Raw genomic sequence first — 16,212 nt, forward strand, 5'->3', positions numbered from 1 at the left:
ACCGAGGGGCAGGTTAGTCATGCCCCGGAGGACCTCCCGTGTCTCTCACTCCCGAGCAGCGCCGTCTGCGCGCACAGATCGCCGCCCACGCGATGTGGGCCAACTGCGATGACCCTGTAGTCCACACCGCACCTGCCCGCGAGGCCGCCCAGAAGCGCTTTGAGCGCCTGGTCGACCCCGAGGGCACCCTTGCCCCTGAAGAGCGCGCACGCCGCGCCGAGCACGCCCGCAAGGCCCACTTCAAGCGGCTCGCCCTGGCTAGTTCCAAGGCCCGTGCTGCCAGGGCCGCTGCCCGCCGGGGTGGTGAGGCGGCGTGAATAGGGGACAGGGCCCCGGTGGCAAGGGCCCCATCAACAGCGACGACATCACCGTAACCCGGCTCGGCGGCCAATGGGCACTGGTGGTCCAGCCGGTCATCCCTGATGACGCACCGGGCCCGTTCAAGAACGCCCTCGCCGTCCGCCGGGCCGCGAACACCACCGGCGTCTGCCCCGGCTGCGGCGCCCGGATGGCGATGCCGAACCGCGCAGCTCGGCGTGCGGCGGCCACGGCGGGGCGCGTGGTCATCGCAACGTTCGTCCATGACGACGACTGCGCTGTCCTCTGCGACGGAGACGGGGGTACGTCTTGAGTGCCCTCACAGCTGCCCTGACTTACACCGCTCGCGGCTGGCGCGTCATCTGGGCGCCGCCCGGCAGCAAGCACCCGACCATGAAGGGCTGGCCGGACCTAGCCACCACCGACACCGACACCAGCGTCCAGTGGTGGGCGGCGAACCCTGCGGCCAACGTGTGCATCGCGACCGGCCGTGCATCAAACCTGTGGGTCCTCGACATCGATGACAAGGACGACGCCAAAGGGTCGGCGACACTGGCCGCCCTGGAGCGCGAATACAGCGAACTGCCGCTGACCTACACCATTGGTACCGGCTCTGGAGGTGTCCACCACTACTTCACGTACGACGGCATCGACTTCCACCTCGGCAACTCGGCCAAGAAGCTCGGTCCCGGCCTCGACACACGGGGCGAGGGTGGGCAAGTGGTCGCGCCGCCGTCGCGGGTGGACGAGCCGGCGCACACCATGTCCTACGTCGTTCTCGTGGACGTGGCGCCGGTCGTCGCATCGGCATGGCTCGTGGGTCTGCTGAGGCCGCCGGCAGCACCGAGGCCGATGACCCCGTCGACTCCATTCACTGGCCCCCGACGGGGCGACGTGGGCGGCATCCTCGGGTGGCTCGCCGGGGTACAGCCGGGTAACCAAGATCAGGCGCTTGCGTGGGTCGTCCGGGCCATGAGGGACGGGGGGCTGAGCCCGCAGAAAGTCGGTGACCTGATCTGGCCGGTGATGTCGTCGTGGCCGTGCTCGCGAGGGCCGTGGACGGAGGCTGACATCGAACGGCACCTCCGCTCGGCGTACCGAGGGGTGGCGGCATGAACGAGAGGCTGTGGGACCCGACCGGCGGATCCGAGGTCGGGCATGTGGGGGCGCCACCACCGTCGGAAAACCCCACGCAGGCCCGCCTCGCTGACCTGCGCGGGCAACTGCTGGGCAGCGCCGAGCTGGACCAGAGGCCCGACCCCGTGCCGCTGATCTCTGGGGTGCTGTACCAGGACTCGATCGCCTGGATGTACGGCAAGCCGGGGTCGGGCAAGTCGTTCGCGGCCCTCGACATGGCGTGCTGCGTCGCTGCCGGCGGCATGGCGTGGCAGGGGCACCCGACGGAGACCGGGCCCGTCGTCTTCCTGGTCGCTGAGGGAATCTCCGGGACGGGGAAGCGGAAGCGCGCGTGGGAGGAGGAGCACGGCATTACAACCGGCGTACTCTTCCTGCCGGTGCCTGTGCAACTCCTCAACGGGATCGACCTGGGCGCGCTACTGCTCCTGCTGACGGAGATCCAGCCAGTTCTCGTTGTCATCGACACACAGGCTCGCTGCACGATCGGCGTGAACGAGAACGACAACGGCGCGATGAGCAATGTCGTGGCAGCGGTTGACCAGATCCGGACGGCCACTGGTGCTTGCGTGTTGCTCGTCCACCACTCGGGACGGTCCGGCGAAAACCTGCGGGGAGCGTCCGCTCTCGACGGCGCGGCCACCACTGTGATCAAGGTGTCGAAGGACAGCATGTACATCGAGCTGGTGTCGGAGAAGCAGAAGGACGTGCCCGACTTCGAGCCCGTTCTGCTGCGGACCAAGCCGGTCGGTGAGTCGCTCGTCCTGGAGTCTCGAGGCGGGGGAACTAACACAGAGTCAGAAGAGACGGTTCTGCACACTCTGCGGGACTGCTTTGGGACTACCAGTGCGACGGGCACGAAGCTGCTGGAGGAGAGCGGGCTGAAGAAATCGACCTTCTACCGGGCACTGAATGCACTGCTCAGGAAGGGTCTCGTCCAGAACATCGGCACCCAGAAGCGGCCCGTCTACGCCCTGCCAAAAGGGCAGGAGATGCTACCGAGTCCCAGTAGTCCTACCTAGTCCCGTCCCAGATTCCAGAGTCTCTCCCACCACCCCCCTCTTAGGGGGTGGGACTGGGACTTGGGAACGACGCCCGACGACTTCGCCGACGGCGACACCTGGCTTCGTTCCTGATCTTGACACGAAAAGGAAAGATCAATGATCCCCGTAACTATCCAATACGACGCCTTCTACAAGATCGACGGCGACATTAAATCCATCCCCGTCGCCGACTGGTCGGACGACGGCGACTGGATCTCGACGAGGGTCGCGTGAGCCTGCATGTTTAGTCCATGGTCGGTCGGGGTCTCACCCTGCACCAGGATTGTGCCTCGGTCCGTCTGGTAGATGGTCGGGCAGTCCGCTTGTCGCAGGTCGTCGCAAGCATGGTCACCTGCACGAGCGTTCCCCTTGCCGTGGTTGCTGCCTGTCTCGTTTGATCGTTCCGGCGAGGGTACTGCTGAGGCAAGGGATTCGAGTTTCCGGAACAGGCGGGGAGCTCGAGAGCTTGGCAGCGGCCGAACCTTAAGAATCTGATCGCACCTGTAGGGCGGAGCGGCTAACGTCCCATCATGGACGATTCGCTCTCGTTCGAGAGTTTCCTCAGCGGCGCCGGGAAGGCCGCGTACAAGGCCATGGAGGACCACGGGCGCGGCGAGTACGACGAGTTCGCCCTGCACGCCGGTGTAGCCGTCGAGCGGCTCGCTAAGGCGGCACTGGTCAAGAAGAATCCGCTGTACTTGGTCGAGATGCGCAACGGCAACTCCGACATGCTGCTGTACTTCGGTGGCGACCTGGAAATGGACGGAGAGAGGGTCCGTACCGTTGGCGCCAATGAGGCTCTCAAGCGACTCCGACGCATGGGCGTGCTGCCGCTCGACCCTAAGCTCGACCTGCTGATTGAGTTGCGTAACGGCACTGCACACACGACAGTCGGTGACCAGGCAAAGGCACTCCTGCCCACGCTGGCCGAGGCCGTCGCCATCCTGTTGAGGGACGTCGGTATCTCGTTCGACCAGTTCTGGGGACGGTGGTCGAGCGCCGTGTACGTGGCCATCGACAAGCACCGGGGCGAGGTCCAACGTGATGTCGAGGTTCGGATCAGGCAGGCCCGGCACCTCTTCGAGGACCGCTTCAAGGGCCTCCCGCCAGGAGCCAAGGAACGGGCACTGACGGTGCCGCAGTCTCGCCTCTCGGAGTGGATCGAGACGGTAGAGATCAGGACGGGCGGCGTTCCCATCCTCAAGACCTCAGGCGGCGACTGTCCCGCCTGCGGCAGTCGGGGCATCCTCACGTTCGAGCCGACGCACCAGACAGCCACGGACACGCACTACAGCGCGAACGGCTTCGCCTGCTCCCTGTGCACGTTCGAGGTGAGCGGTCCCGACGAGATGGCTGCTCTGCGGAAGGCCAATACCCCCGCCATGGTGACCACGATGTCCGTCACCCACGGACCCACCCTCTCTCCGGAGGAGCTGAAGTCCGGCGAGACCAGCTGAACATCTCACGTGGAAGGTTCCCGGCTTCTCCTGGTCGCAACCTCTCCACTGTCAGATGGGCCTGGCGAGCCAGCTTTTCGAGTTGCGGGAAAAGACCAGTCGAGGTCGGGAAAGGTGCGGGGTCACCAGCGAGCCGATAACTTCGTTAGCATGCCACTCCCCCGTTACCATTGAATGAACGGGGCCGTGACCAGAAAATACCAGGCCCTTCGCAATTCTGGATATGGGCGGGGAATACCAAGGCGACTGCAATGGGAAATGTGTGTGGGGCTGTGGCTGCAGCGTAGAGGCCGTGGGTACTAAATACGCGGGTCGACGGAGGCGCATCTCCGCCACTTCGGCACACTCCCCGCCTAGCCGCACAGTGAATTGCGGGCGGCTTGAGGGGGAAGTACGCGCTCTGTCTGGAAGGGATAGGCCGATACCCCACCCCTCCCCATAGGGTGCGACCCCCTATATCCTTATGTGTATGCACCACATCCACATACGCAAACATGCCCACAGCAACACAATAAACAAATAAAGAAAAAATCAAAAAAGAAAAAATAATTTAAAGGAAATTTCCTCTCGCCGACCCCATCCTGCCCTTGCTGTTCCTGGTGGAATGCCATCCATGCCGGGGGGTGGGGTGCGCATGTGACTATTCGGCGCGGCGGCGGACCGGACCTCTTCCGTATCCCTCTCTACGCTTTTTATGCTGTAAATGCGCAGGTCGGAGGGTTCGGCGAGATCAGTCCTCTGCCTGGGCGAGGTCGTCAAAGGAGAGTTGTCCCGGAATGGTGGCCTGTTTATTTGCGAACTCGGCCACGTCTTGGGAGACGCGGTCATTCTCTTTCGCGAGTTTCCGGAGGGAAATGGGGTGACTGTAGATCTCTCTGCCGTTGGTGAGTGTTACCCGAAGTTGCAAGGAGGTGGCCACCGAAAAGAGGAAATCGGGCAACCCTTTTTCGATCCATGTTGTGGCCATGGCGCTCAGTTTGTCCTGGAGGATCCATCGCGCCCCGCCGAACGGTTCAATCTTCTTTCTATCCCCTCCTTCCAGGAACTCTATACCCGTCCAGGAGTCCAGTTCCGGGTAGTTTAGGAGTTCCCTGTTTATAAGGCTTCGCAAGATGGGGTTGTAAGGAATAATTGTCAGCCGTGTCAGGTGTGGGATTACCTGAACTTTCTCCACCTCTATGCTGGCTGAACTGCGGTTGACCACGTGGACGTGATATGACATGCGCCACTTGGTCTCATTCCCGGCCAGGTACGCGTCATAGAGCTTGTAGGGGCGTCTGGTCACTCGCACTTTGAGCCGGGGTCCCCCGCGCCGGTACGTAGCAAGCGTGACAAGCATGTTGCAGGCCGTGAAAAGGGCGCTGGCAGCGGCGACCGCGATCGCGATGACAGGTAGCGACATGCGCCGAGTCTTCACAGCGGCACGGGCCTTGGCATCCCGTTTGAGCTACATCTGCGCAACAACAGGCTCAGGAGCCAGTGCCCATCGCTGCTCTTACGCCGCCAAATGGCCTGCACACCGGCCCTCTTGACGCCCTCCATCGCGAGGGTGAGAGTCGTGCAATCGAGCGCAATCGCATCGACGGACGGAGATGGCATGCGGCTACGGTTCCTGGGGATCATCCCGAACACGCCCGACACCGATTCGCCCACGATCTGGCTGGACGACGACACGGGAGACCTGCTGATCCAGTCGTACAGGGCCACGGAGGAAGAAGTGAAGGCGTGCCAGGAGATCGGATCCATTCCCGGCCACTCCACAGACGTGCCGGACCACGAGACGGTCGTCAGGCTGCCCAAGGTTATGTTGCAGTACATCCCGCGCCCGGAGGAACAACGCCCGTGACAAACCCCGTGCTTGAGGGGCTGGCCAAGGCCAGGCACTCGGCCGTGCACCTCGAACTCCGGGACGCCTACCAGCCCAGCGACCCTGAGTTCATCGCGTGGCAGAACGGCAAACGCCTGGACCCCGCTGCCGACCGGTCGACGTGGTGGCGTCCGTTCCTGGACGTGGTGGCCGAGACGACGGCACGCGGCGTCGTGATGAGGCGTGCCCGGATCGTCAGTGAACCGGTGACGCCCTATATCAAGTACGAGTTCGACGTGACGTTCCCGAACGTCACGGCGGGCGAGTTGGTCCGCTGGCTGCCCCGGCGCAAGGCGGCGGACATCCCGCTCCCCGGAACCGACCTGTGGGCCTTCGACAACTCCTCGGTGCTGTTCACCTACTTCTCCGGAATCGGGGAGGTGGTCGACCGCGAATGGTGCACCGAGCCGGCCGTCGTGGACATGGTCAGGACCGCGTTCGAGACGGTCTGGGAACGGGCCACGCCTCACGAGGAGTACAAGCCGGTCTGACCGGTCGCGCCATGCCCGTATCAGGATCATCAAGCGTTCAGGCCGCCCGGCAAGTCCTTGCCGATCGCCTCCGGGAGATCTGCAAGGACGCCGGGCTGGACGGCAAGCGGCTCGCCGAGGTGTGCGGGTGGCATCCGTCCAAGGTGTCGCGGATCTCCACCGCGAAGACCTCACCGACCGCCGACGACATCCGGGCGTGGTGCCGTGCGTGTGACGCGGACGACCAGACAGAGGATCTGATCGCGTCTCTGCGGGCCGTAGAGGGCATGTGGGTGGAGTGGCGCCGGATGGAGCGTGCCGGGCTCCGAAGGGCGCAGGAAGCCCGTCTGCCGCTGTACGAGCGGACACGTTGGTTCCGGGCATACTCGCCGGGCCTCGTTCCCGGACTGATCCAGACGTACGGCTACACGGAGGACGTACTGCGGGCCGTCCAGCGGCGGCGTGTCGAGATCGACGATGTGGCCGACGCCGTGGCCGCGCGCATGGAGCGTCAGCGCGTGCTGTACGAGGGGTACCGCCGTTTCGCGTTCCTGATCGAGGAGGCCGTGCTGGGCAACGCGCCGGGCGATGTGGACACTCAGCGCGAGCAGCTTGAGCATCTGCTGACGGTCGCCGCCCTGCCCAACGTCAGTCTGGGCGTGGTACGCACGCGACTTGGCCGCTCACGGATGCCGGTGGAAGGGTTCTGGATCTACGACACGGCTCAGGTCAACGTCGAACTGGCCTCCGGTTACCTGACTATCACGCAGCCCCGCGAAGTCGCCGTGTACGCCGACACGTTCACCGAACTGGCCGACAACGCGGTGGACGGCGCGAAGGCTCACGCCCTGATCAGGGCCGCTATGGACTCGGTGAGGTAATCGCCTTGCAATCACGTGCAATCGGCTGGGAGTTGGGGTGCATGGGTTCCTAGCGTTGGCGTCATCGAGACGACGCCAAGGGGTCCCGCCATGACCGTGTCCAAGACCTACCCCAGTCCACCCGTTGAGCTGCCGCTTCCCATCGCACCCCCGGAACCGGTGTCGAACTGCGACGTGTGCACCGCGCTGGTCCAGCAGAGGCAGGAAGCGCGCGACAGAGGTGACCTGTCGGCTGCGACCGACGCTGACGTGGAGATCCGCAACCACCCGCACCGCACGAGGGGGCGACGGTGACTCGCTCGATCCTGCGCTACGTGCGACACAGGATCACGCAGCACCCGGACACGGACGTGACGTTCGAGGCCGAGTGCCTGAAGTGCGAGTGGCAGGCAACACCCTCCACCGACGACGCAGCCGTTGACGTCGAGTGCATGCGGCACACGGGCATGACCGGGCACGGTGGCTTCCGACGCATCTGCACGTCGTTCGCCCTGGTTGAGCGTGCCGAGTAGGGCTCTGAGGGCCCTGAGCGGCGGTGGCACCTGAAGCAGTAGCTTCTTTCGGGGATCGATCACATACTGGTGTGAGGTGAGCGAGTCAAGGAACGACAGGAGTGGGCGATGGTACGGACACGCTCTGGAGAGTTCACCCCCGAAGAGATCAGCCACGAGCAGGCTTCCAAGATCTTTGACGAGGTTGCTCAACGGAATCTTGGTGTGTCAGGGGATATCTTCCTGAAGGATTGGGACGCAGGTCGGTATGCGAACACCCCGAAGGAGGACATACGAGCGCAGGAGGTAGCCATGCTTATCCCCCTCGTGCGCGCACACGATGCCCGGTAGGACTCCAAAGGAGGCCGTTGAAGCGTTTCTCGTTCCATTGAATGAATCCACGCTTTGCATGTTCCCTGTTTGCTGGTCATGCAAGAGCCCAGACCAAGAGAAAGTCGGCGGCGATTACGTAGCCTTGCTGAACTGGGGCAGTCCGGTGCGGCCTGACGGGCTTGAAGGCGCGGGCGTTGAGGGAAAGATGCGGTTCACGGTAGTGGATCAAGCAAGAGATTTCCCTGAGATGCCAAAGAGTAGGCAGTACAAGGTAGAGATGAAGAAGTACTCACATGCCTTGCGTCGGCAGGGTAGCGAGGTCATTTCGTTTCACTGGCATCCTGACACGCCGAGTCCAGCAGGACGTGATCCCCATCTTCATCTGGGTACGGCGGAACTTAGCCGAGATGGTCTGCTGTGCAAGAAGGATCACCTGCCATCAGGGCGGATCGCTTTCGAGCAGTTTCTGATCATGCTTCATGGCCTCGGTGCTCGGCCTCGGCGATCAGACTGGGACGAGGTCATTCGTCGAAACCTCAACTTGTTTGTGCAGTGGCGCAGCTGGCATTGATTGCACGTGAATGCTGGCCCCGTCATTGATAGGCCGCGCCGCCGTCCAGCCGCCGGAGGTCGCGGCAGACGGCCACGACCATCCTGCACTTATCGATCAGATCGAGAGCGTCCTCAGGCGGCATGGTCTGGCAGTACTGGCGGATCTCGGCGAGGATCTGCGCCAGCTCGGGATCAATCTCTGCGAACGCGAGTTCTTCGTCGTCGCTGGCCATGTTGAATCACTTCTTCGCGGGTGCTGTACCTCCAGTGTGACGCTTTGCCCCTGCTCGAAGCCCTCGCGATGGCCCTGAACCCTGCCGATCTCCAGCCCTTGCTTGAACAACGGAGGGGATCTGGGCATGGTGCGCGGACGCGGCATGGCTGAGCCCCGGCCCGGACGCCGATGCCGGGCCGAGGCTCGCGTCGATGATCACTGGCTCGTGAAGGGCGTGAACCAGTCCGGGTGCTCGCGCGCGGAGACCGCCGCCGCCCAGCGCCGCTCACCTTCGTCGGCCGCCTCCAGCAGCAGCCGGGCAAGCCTGCGGGCGTCATCGGGGGAGGCATCCGAGAGAACGCCGGCCACGGAGATCACCGGAGCTTTCTCCAGGACCCACGGCCCCCTGTCGACGCCAAGGCTTTCGCGGCACGCCCACACAGCGTCGACCTCGAAGGGGTCTCCGTCTTCGGAGGCAACCCAGGTGCCACGGTCTGCGAGATGGCCCATGTTGATCACTTCTTTGCGGGGTCTACAGGTCCAGTGTGACCTGTTAGGTATCGAGTTATCCTGTGGGTGAATCTGTGATCTCAAACTCCGACTGGCCGGACGGAGGCAACCCGACTCGAGGAGATGGGCAGGGCCTCGGCGCAGGCCTCGGGCACGAGTGGGCGGTGCTGACCGACCGCTTGCCGCGCCTCACCCTCGCCCTCGGACTGTCGGCCGAGCGGTTGCGTGACGGAGCTGAACGCGACCCGGGCTCCGTTCCGACTGCTCACCGGAATCGAGTGCGACATCATCGGCGACGGTTCGCTCGACCAGGAGCCGGAGCGGCTCGACGTCATAGTGGTGTTGGTGCACTCCAAGCTGCTCCACAGCCGGTGACATGATCGCGGCGCCTGACTTCCGCCACCCAGAGCATGGGGCTGGCGGTCACGCCTGATTCAGGTGGCGGGTGAGGTGCTGGAACGTGGTCCAGGCCTGAGGGTCGGTTCCGTCACCCAGGGGGTAGTGGAGAGCAGTTTGAGCCGTGAGGCCGAGCTGCACGGGCGTGCCCTGGGGCGGGTGCTCGGCGCGGGCCGGGCCGATGCGCTCGGCCTCGTCGTGTCCGAGCGTGAACGCTACGGGGATCGGCGGGTGTTCGAGGCGCGGGGGGACGGTCAAATCGCGGCGGGCCGTGCGGAGAGCGGTGAGCAGGGTGACGAGGCCGTGCTGGGCGTCGAGTTCGGCAGCGAGTTCTTCGATCGCGGCCAGGGGCGGTGCCTCGCCCTTGGCGTAGCCGAGCGCAAGGGTGACGTTCTCCTCGACGCCCGCCGGTGTGCGGAGCACGCGCGCGGTGGCGAGGGCGGGTCGGTTGGGGGACCCGACGGCGATGAACCAGGTGGGGTGGGGGGCGCGTGAGCGGGCCAAGTCGGTCAACTCCCGGTTGGACCAGGGGAGGTTGACCGGTTCGGCAGTGCTCCATCCCGCGGGTGGGGCGCCGGTGAGGTGCTGGAAGGCGGTCTCCAATGCGCGGCCGAGGACGAGGTCCTTGTCGGCGAGGTGGCGAGTGCGCAGGGTGAGGAGCAGCTGGCGGTCACCGGTGTCGGGAGTGGGGGTGAAGGCCGCGGCGACCCGGGGGGTGCCCTGCTCGTCGTGTACGGGTGTGAAGCTGCCGTTCTTCCAATGGAGTACGGCCCCGGACAGGCCGTCGTAGTAGCCGTGCTCGGGGTCCTGGACGACCCAGCGGTTGGGCAGGCCCTGCAGGGCTGTGCGGGTGGGCAGGGTGAGGCGCGTGGTGGGCGGGGTGACGATCTGCAGGGCGCGGTCGGCGGTGGTCGCGGTGCGCAGGGCATCGGCCAGCCAGCTGGCCATGGCGACCAGGGGGCGGTCCTGGATCACTACGGCCGTCGTGGCGGTGAGGACGTCTACGGCGGGGGCGTCGGTGGCGGGAACCGGGAGCGCCGAGACGTCGGTAGTGAGGGGGACGACGTCGGTGGTGGCGGCCTCGGGCGGCCAGACCGTTCCGCCGAGCACGGTGGCCAGTCGTCCGGCGAAGGAGCCGGCGAGCCGACCGGCCTCGGCGACGGCGGTGGAGGCGCGGGCCTCGGTCCACCACACCGGCCCGTCGACCGGGTGGTCCAGCAGGCGGGCGGTCTCGCCGGGGACCTGGACCAGGATCGGCGCCTCCACAGAGACGAGGGGGCGGCCGTCGGGGGCGCAGAGCTGGATGACGGCGCCGTCGGCCAGGGTGTTCACGCCGAGGTCGGGGCCGCCGGCGTAGAGGCCCGCGAGCAGGGTGCGCAGGTCCGGCATCTTGGGGGTGAGGGCGATGACGTCCTTGGTCACAGGGCTTCTTCGGCGCTTTCGTCGGCTTCGCTGGTGAGGGCTGTCTGGATGAGCTGGTGGGGGCGTCCTCGGCGCACGAGTGTGCCCCGGCCGGGCGGCTGCTGGGAGGCGTACAGGCCGGGGAAGAGCTGGCCTTCGGTGCGGTCGCCGGTCATGAGGAGCGCGGTGGTGCCGGTTTCGCGTAGAGCGGTCAGCAGAGGCTCGTACAGTGCGCGGGAGGAGCCTGCGGTGCGGCGGGCGAGGACGAAGTGCAGGCCGATGTCCTGGGCGGAGGAGATGTACGGCAGGAAGGGCGCCAGGGGCTGCTGGCCGGCGGTGGTGAGGATGTCGTAGTCGTCGATGAGGATGACGATCCGCGGTCCGGTGAAGGCGGGCTCGCCGGTTTCCGGCGCGTCGGGGTCCGTCGTCTCCGGCAGGCGCTTTTCCAGCTCGGTGGCGATGCCGGTGGACAAGGCTGCGGCGAGCTTGGCGTTGTGGACGTAACCGCCGCGGTAGGGCTCCGGGATCACACCGCGCAGGCCGCGGCGCGGGTCGAAGACGCCGAAGACGAGTTCCTTGTCCGAGTGGCGCTGTACGAGCTGGCTCGCGATCAGCTTCAGCAGGTTGGTCTTGCCGCACTCGTTGTCGCCGAGGATCAGCAGGTGCTGGTCGGTGGCGAACAGGTCGAGAAGGACAGGGGAAAGGGTGTCCTGGTCGACGCCAAGGGGGATCTTCGCCGGTTCGGCAGTCGGCGAGGGCAGCTTGGCAACGGGCAGGCGGGTGGGCAGCACCCGTACAGGTGGGGCGAGTTCGCCATGCCAGGAGGCGCGGATCGTGCGGACCGTGCGTTCGAGGGCCGGGCCCAGGTCGCCTGTCGCCGGGCGGCTGTCGATGCGGGGCAGGGCCACCTGGGCGAACAGTTTGCCGTCGGTCAGCACCCGGCCGGGCACGTCCGGGGTGAGGGTCTCGGACAGCTTACGGTCGACGGAGGAGTCGGCCGGATCGTTCAGGCGCAGCTCGATGCGGGTGCCGAACATCGACTGGGTGGCGATGCGGACGTCATTCCAGCGCAGCATGCCGGCCACGACGTGGATGCCGTAGCCGCCGCCGCGCTTGAGCAGGTCGGCCACCGGGTCGTCGAGATCGGCGAACTCGTCGCGCAACGCCCCGAACCCGTCGATGAGGAGCACCACATCCGTGGCGCCGAGCTGAGGCAGCTTGCGCTGTGCGCGGAGGTGGCGCAGCTGGTCGACGGAGTCGATACCAAGCTCGCGGAACAACTCCTCGCGCTCGCCCAGCATGGTGCACACCTCGGCGACCGTGCGGGCGGCGCGCTGGTGGTCGGCGCGTGAGGCGATGCCCCCGACATGCGGGAGCCCGGAGAGAGCGGACAGGCCGCCGCCGGCCAGGTCGAGGCCGTACACGGCGACGTCGTAGGGCGTGTGGGTCAGGGCCAGGGAGAGGGCGAGGGTGCGCAGGAGCGTGGTCTTGCCGGACTGCGGGCCACCGATAATGGCCGCGTGCCCGCCGGAGACAGTCAGATCCAGGAGCCACGGCTGCTGCCACTGCCGGGCCGGGTCGTCGAGGATCCCGAGCGGGGCGCGCATCGGGCCGCCTGCGTGGGCGAGGCGTACACCGTCCGTGTCGGCCTGGAGAGGGCCGGCGGCCACGTCCAGGGTGGTGGCGTCAGGCAGCGGGGGCAGCCAGATGCGTCGTACCGGTGGTGCAGCCGTGGTGAGTTGGTCGACCATGACGGACAGGACGGTCGGCCCGGTCTCTCTCTGAGTAGCGACGGGCTCCTCAACGACCTCGCTGTCTTGCCGATGGGAAGTGTTGAACGTCGGGTAGGGCCGGGCGAGGGACTCGTCGTCACGCTCCTTCCGCAGGGCGGGGCCCTGATAGGCGCCGGAGACGTAACCAGCCTTGAAGCGCTCGTACGTGGACGTGTCGACCTTGAGGAAGCCGAAGCCCGGCAGCGGCGGCAGATGGAACGCGTCGGTGGTGTCGAGGACCGTGCGCGACTCGTCGGCGGAGAAGGTGCGCAGGCCAAGTCGGTACGACAGGTAGGTGTCCAGCCCTTTGAGCTTGCCGCCCTCGATGCGCTGACTGGACAGCAGCAGATGAACGCCGATGGAGCGCCCGATGCGCCCGATGGACAGGAACAGGTCGATGAAGTCCGGCTTGGCGGTGATCAGTTCGCCGAACTCGTCGATGACGACGAACAGATGCGGCAACGGGTCCAAGTCGGGGCGCTGCGTGGCGCGCAGGGTGGCGTAGTGGCCGATGTCGGCGACGTTCCCGGCGTCCTTGAGTACCTGCTGGCGACGTTTGACCTCGCCGGCCAGGCTGGTGTGGACGCGTTCGACGAGCCCGGCCTGGTTCTCCAGGTTGGTGATCACCCCGGCCACGTGTGGAAGTTCGGCGAAGGGGGCGAAGGTGGCGCCGCCCTTGTAGTCGACCAGGACGAGGGCCAGGTCTTCCGGGGAGTGGGCGGCGGCGAGCGCGAGCACGAGGGTGCGCAGCAGTTCGCTCTTGCCCGAGCCCGTGGCGCCCACGCATAGACCGTGAGGTCCCATGCCAAGCTGGGAGGACTCCTTCAGGTCCAGCAGCACCGGCTCGTGCCGGTCGGTCAGGCCGATCGGGACGCGCAGGAAGTCCCGCTCGCCGCGGGGTGCCCACAGACGGTGCAGATCCAGGTGGGCCGGGTCGTCGATGCCCAGCAGGGCCGGGAAGTCGACCGGCCCTGACACTGGGGTACCCTCGGCCACCGACTCGGCAGACAGGCGCAGCGGGGCCAGCATGCGGGCGATGCCCTCCGCACCCGGCGAGCTCACCGCATCCACTGTGCCCTGGGAGACGTTTCCACGCAGGTCGTCCACGGTGATCCGGTCGCCGTCCACGGTGATGCGCACGCTCACCTGGTCGGGCTCGTGTACCTGCTGCTGAAGCAGGTACAGCACGGTGACCCCCATCTCCGGCAAGCCGATCGCCGAGTCCGGGCGAGGGAGTTCGGCCGCGGTTTCACCGTATGAGTCGTTGATCACGAGCATGCGGGACATCAGGCGTAGAGCGTCCTTGCCCCTGCCGGACAGTCCGCGGCGCACCTCGGCCGCGTACCCGGCGCGCTGCCGCAGGTCGCCGGCGCACAGCCGGGCCAACTCCGCCAGGCCGGGGGCGATCCTGCGGGCGGCCACCGGGCCGTCGTATATCTGTGGATCGAGCGCGTGCGGCAGCCACTTGGCCCACGTCCAGGCGGACTCGTCGGTGGTGCCGAGGGCGACGGCGACGTCGTCGGGAGCGTGTGTCACGGCGGTCTGCAACAGGAGGGCGCGGGCGACCCGGAGGACGCCTTCGCGGTCGCCGACGATGCTGACATTCCCGGCCCTGTCGAGCGGCACGGTGAGCGGGAAGTCCGTGGCGGTGCCGAAACGGCTCTGCAGGGCGCGTGCCTCGTTCAGCATGAACGGGTCCGGCGGGGTGAGGACACCGCCGGTGCTGTTCTGCGCGATGTCTAGCTCCTGCGCCGGTACGTCACCGGTGCCCGCCCGCACCGAGAGGAAGTCGGCGTCCGGACGGCGGCGCTCCCACAGCCGTGCCGGATCCCTGACGAGGTCGTAGAGGGCCTCGGGCGGCGGGTTCAGCTCGCGCGCCGCTCGCCGCCGGCCCCGCTCGCCAGCTCCCAGCTCCTCACGCAGTTCCTCCAGGTACTCCAGATACCGCTCGCGCTGGACGCGTCGGGTGCGCTGGGCCTTGCCGCGCTGGGACAGGAACAGCGCCACCGCCCCGAGCAGGGCGACGAGCAGCACGATCGCCCCGATCGCGGCGAACTGGCTGTTGCGGATGACCGTCATCAGCACGACGGAGCTGACGACCCCGGCCATGGGCAGCAGTGCGGTGGCCGCGCCTCCGAGCTTGCCCTCCGGGAGGTTCGGGGGCGCCTCGATGGTCCGGGGCGAGGCGGGGGCGAGGGGGCGGGTGCTGCGGGCAGGCCGGTGGACCACTTGCTGCGTCATCGCACCCTCACCGCCTGCTGCATCACCTCGGCCGCCAGACGAACGGCCGCGTCACGGGTACTCCGGCCCAGCATGGCGGTGTGGATGGGGCCTCCTTGGGCGAGATGACGGTCGTAGGGAAGCAGGACGACAGGCACACCGGGCTCGCGCAGGTGCGCAGCGGCGGCCTTGGCGTCGAGGGTGGCGTCAGGCGTGCTCGCGCTGAGGGCGACCACGGTGGTGGCCAGGGCGGAGTGCGGAAGTTGCGCCAGCCAGTCCAGGACCTGCCGGGTGCCGTGGATGCCCTCGGCGGTCATCGGGGCGACGACCACCCGGGCGTGGGCGGTGTCCATCGCCGTACGGGCCACCTCGCCGGGCAGCGTCTCGCAGTCCACCACCGTCACCGCGAAGTACCGCCGAAGAGCCAGCGTCACCGTCATGTAGGTGCGCATGTCCAAGGGGGCGCCCACGCGGCCCTGGCCCGCGGGCAGCAGCCAGCCGCCGTCCGTCACGGGTACCAAGTAGCCGGTGACGTCGGTGAGTTGCATCGAGGGCGTGAGGATTCGGGCGAGGTCGGCGCAGGACCAGCGCACCGTGTCCGCGCCCATGCGCACCGGGAGCGTGCCCAGGGCCGCGTCGGCCTCCAGGGTGAGTACCGGGTCGTGCCGGTAGTGGTTGAACGTGCGGCCGAGCAGCGCGGTGACCGTGGACTTGCCGACGCCGCCGCGGATCGAGGTGACGGCGATGACCCGTCCGGTGGTGACGGGCTGCTGCAACTCTTGGGCGAAGCGGATCTGCTCGGAGACTTCCTCGGTGGCGGAGGCGGTGAGCCTGCGCAGGGAGGCTCCGGCCCGGCGCGCGACCGAGTCGCCGTGCTGCGGGCTGCCCAGGGCGTGGGCGAGCCGGGGGTCGATGGTGGGGAGGGACTCGGGGGTCGGAGCGGAGACGCGAGGGTCATGTGCCCGGCGAGGAGCCGGGGGCGATGGCGGGGGCGGCTCGGAGGCAGACCGGGAGGGCGGCTGAACTGGCTCGGTGGCAGCCTGCACTGTCGGCCCGGGCACAGCAGGGGCCACCGGGCGCGGGGCACCGTCGGCCAGCTCTTGCAGCACGTCGCGCTGCCAGTCTGCCCCCTCTGCCATGCCGATCACCACGC

At 67.0% G+C, this 16,212-nt stretch carries 16 protein-coding genes and 2 pseudogenes; 11 read left to right on the forward strand and 7 right to left on the reverse strand.

Annotated features, from left to right (window positions below; all coding sequences use genetic code 11):
- The first annotated feature begins 38 nt into the window (after positions 1-38).
- Genes QQY66_RS37495 through QQY66_RS37510 form a run of 4 tightly spaced genes read left to right on the forward strand, consistent with a single transcriptional unit; the run spans position 39 to position 2,474 of the window.
- On the forward strand, positions 39-317 hold the full coding sequence (locus QQY66_RS37495; protein ID WP_301984787.1) for a hypothetical protein: 279 nt from the start codon (positions 39-41) through the stop codon (positions 315-317).
- Positions 314-631, forward strand: coding sequence for a hypothetical protein (locus QQY66_RS37500; RefSeq protein WP_301984788.1), 318 nt, complete (start codon positions 314-316; stop codon positions 629-631). Before QQY66_RS37495 ends, QQY66_RS37500 begins: the two co-directional genes overlap by 4 nt.
- Complete coding sequence (locus tag QQY66_RS37505; RefSeq protein WP_301984789.1) at positions 628-1,434, forward strand: bifunctional DNA primase/polymerase; 807 nt, start codon at positions 628-630, stop codon at positions 1,432-1,434. The genes QQY66_RS37500 and QQY66_RS37505 overlap by 4 nt, the downstream gene beginning before the upstream one ends.
- On the forward strand, positions 1,431-2,474 hold the full coding sequence (locus tag QQY66_RS37510; protein ID WP_301984790.1) for an AAA family ATPase: 1,044 nt from the start codon (positions 1,431-1,433) through the stop codon (positions 2,472-2,474). The genes QQY66_RS37505 and QQY66_RS37510 overlap by 4 nt, the downstream gene beginning before the upstream one ends.
- 170 nt (positions 2,475-2,644) lie before the next feature.
- Here QQY66_RS37510 and QQY66_RS37515 read toward each other — a convergent pair.
- A pseudogene (locus QQY66_RS37515) lies at positions 2,645-2,853 on the reverse strand (hypothetical protein).
- A 172-nt stretch (positions 2,854-3,025) separates the two neighbouring features.
- Between QQY66_RS37515 and QQY66_RS37520 the strand changes: the two are divergent.
- The gene (locus tag QQY66_RS37520; protein ID WP_301984791.1) at positions 3,026-3,952 is read left to right on the forward strand and encodes a hypothetical protein; all 927 of its coding nucleotides are present in this window, start codon (positions 3,026-3,028) and stop codon (positions 3,950-3,952) included.
- Positions 3,953-4,682: 730 nt separating this feature from the next.
- On the opposite strand, the gene QQY66_RS37525 is transcribed toward QQY66_RS37520, so the two are convergent.
- Positions 4,683-5,354 carry a hypothetical protein gene (locus QQY66_RS37525; RefSeq protein WP_301984792.1) on the reverse strand — a complete coding sequence of 224 codons (672 nt, stop codon included), beginning with the start codon at positions 5,352-5,354 and terminating at the stop codon, positions 4,683-4,685.
- 195 nt (positions 5,355-5,549) lie between these two features.
- On the opposite strand from QQY66_RS37525, the gene QQY66_RS37530 reads away from it, so the two are divergent.
- The 5 genes from QQY66_RS37530 (at position 5,550) to QQY66_RS37550 (ending at position 7,682) form a co-directional block, all read left to right on the forward strand.
- Complete coding sequence (locus QQY66_RS37530; RefSeq protein ID WP_301984793.1) at positions 5,550-5,798, forward strand: hypothetical protein; 249 nt, start codon at positions 5,550-5,552, stop codon at positions 5,796-5,798.
- Positions 5,795-6,310, forward strand: a complete 516-nt coding sequence (locus QQY66_RS37535) for a DUF6879 family protein (RefSeq protein ID WP_301984794.1) — start codon at positions 5,795-5,797, stop codon at positions 6,308-6,310. Before QQY66_RS37530 ends, QQY66_RS37535 begins: the two co-directional genes overlap by 4 nt.
- Before the next feature lie 11 nt (positions 6,311-6,321).
- A complete protein-coding gene (locus QQY66_RS37540; protein WP_301984795.1) occupies positions 6,322-7,170 on the forward strand; it encodes a helix-turn-helix transcriptional regulator in 849 nt (282 codons plus the stop codon).
- Positions 7,171-7,260: 90 nt separating this feature from the next.
- Positions 7,261-7,464, forward strand: a complete 204-nt coding sequence (locus QQY66_RS37545) for a hypothetical protein (RefSeq protein ID WP_301984796.1) — start codon at positions 7,261-7,263, stop codon at positions 7,462-7,464.
- Positions 7,461-7,682: a hypothetical protein gene (locus QQY66_RS37550; protein WP_301984797.1), complete on the forward strand. Its 222-nt coding sequence runs from the start codon at positions 7,461-7,463 to the stop codon at positions 7,680-7,682. Before QQY66_RS37545 ends, QQY66_RS37550 begins: the two co-directional genes overlap by 4 nt.
- A 905-nt stretch (positions 7,683-8,587) precedes the next feature.
- On the opposite strand, the gene QQY66_RS37555 is transcribed toward QQY66_RS37550, so the two are convergent.
- Together QQY66_RS37555 and QQY66_RS37560 are read right to left on the reverse strand one after the other, a co-directional pair.
- Positions 8,588-8,779 carry a hypothetical protein gene (locus tag QQY66_RS37555; RefSeq protein ID WP_301984798.1) on the reverse strand — a complete coding sequence of 64 codons (192 nt, stop codon included), beginning with the start codon at positions 8,777-8,779 and terminating at the stop codon, positions 8,588-8,590.
- A 197-nt stretch (positions 8,780-8,976) separates the two neighbouring features.
- The gene (locus QQY66_RS37560) at positions 8,977-9,270 is read right to left on the reverse strand and encodes a hypothetical protein (protein WP_301984799.1); all 294 of its coding nucleotides are present in this window, start codon (positions 9,268-9,270) and stop codon (positions 8,977-8,979) included.
- An 83-nt stretch (positions 9,271-9,353) separates the two neighbouring features.
- Here QQY66_RS37560 and QQY66_RS37565 point away from each other — a divergent pair.
- Positions 9,354-9,630: pseudogene (locus QQY66_RS37565) on the forward strand (histidinol phosphatase); the annotation flags it as partial.
- A 63-nt stretch (positions 9,631-9,693) separates the two neighbouring features.
- On the opposite strand, the gene QQY66_RS37570 reads toward QQY66_RS37565, so the two are convergent.
- The 3 genes from QQY66_RS37570 to QQY66_RS37580 are packed head-to-tail and all read right to left on the reverse strand — an operon-like array spanning position 9,694 to position 16,198.
- The gene (locus QQY66_RS37570) at positions 9,694-11,088 is read right to left on the reverse strand and encodes a DUF6177 family protein (RefSeq protein WP_301984800.1); all 1,395 of its coding nucleotides are present in this window, start codon (positions 11,086-11,088) and stop codon (positions 9,694-9,696) included.
- The gene (gene eccCa / locus QQY66_RS37575; protein WP_301984801.1) at positions 11,085-15,080 is read right to left on the reverse strand and encodes a type VII secretion protein EccCa; all 3,996 of its coding nucleotides are present in this window, start codon (positions 15,078-15,080) and stop codon (positions 11,085-11,087) included. The genes QQY66_RS37570 and eccCa overlap by 4 nt, the downstream gene beginning before the upstream one ends.
- On the reverse strand, positions 15,077-16,198 hold the full coding sequence (locus QQY66_RS37580; protein WP_301984802.1) for a hypothetical protein: 1,122 nt from the start codon (positions 16,196-16,198) through the stop codon (positions 15,077-15,079). Before QQY66_RS37580 ends, eccCa begins: the two co-directional genes overlap by 4 nt.
- Positions 16,199-16,212 lie beyond the last annotated feature (14 nt).

It is taken from the genome of Streptomyces sp. DG2A-72, from assembly GCF_030499575.1.
Lineage (GTDB): Bacteria > Actinomycetota > Actinomycetes > Streptomycetales > Streptomycetaceae > Streptomyces.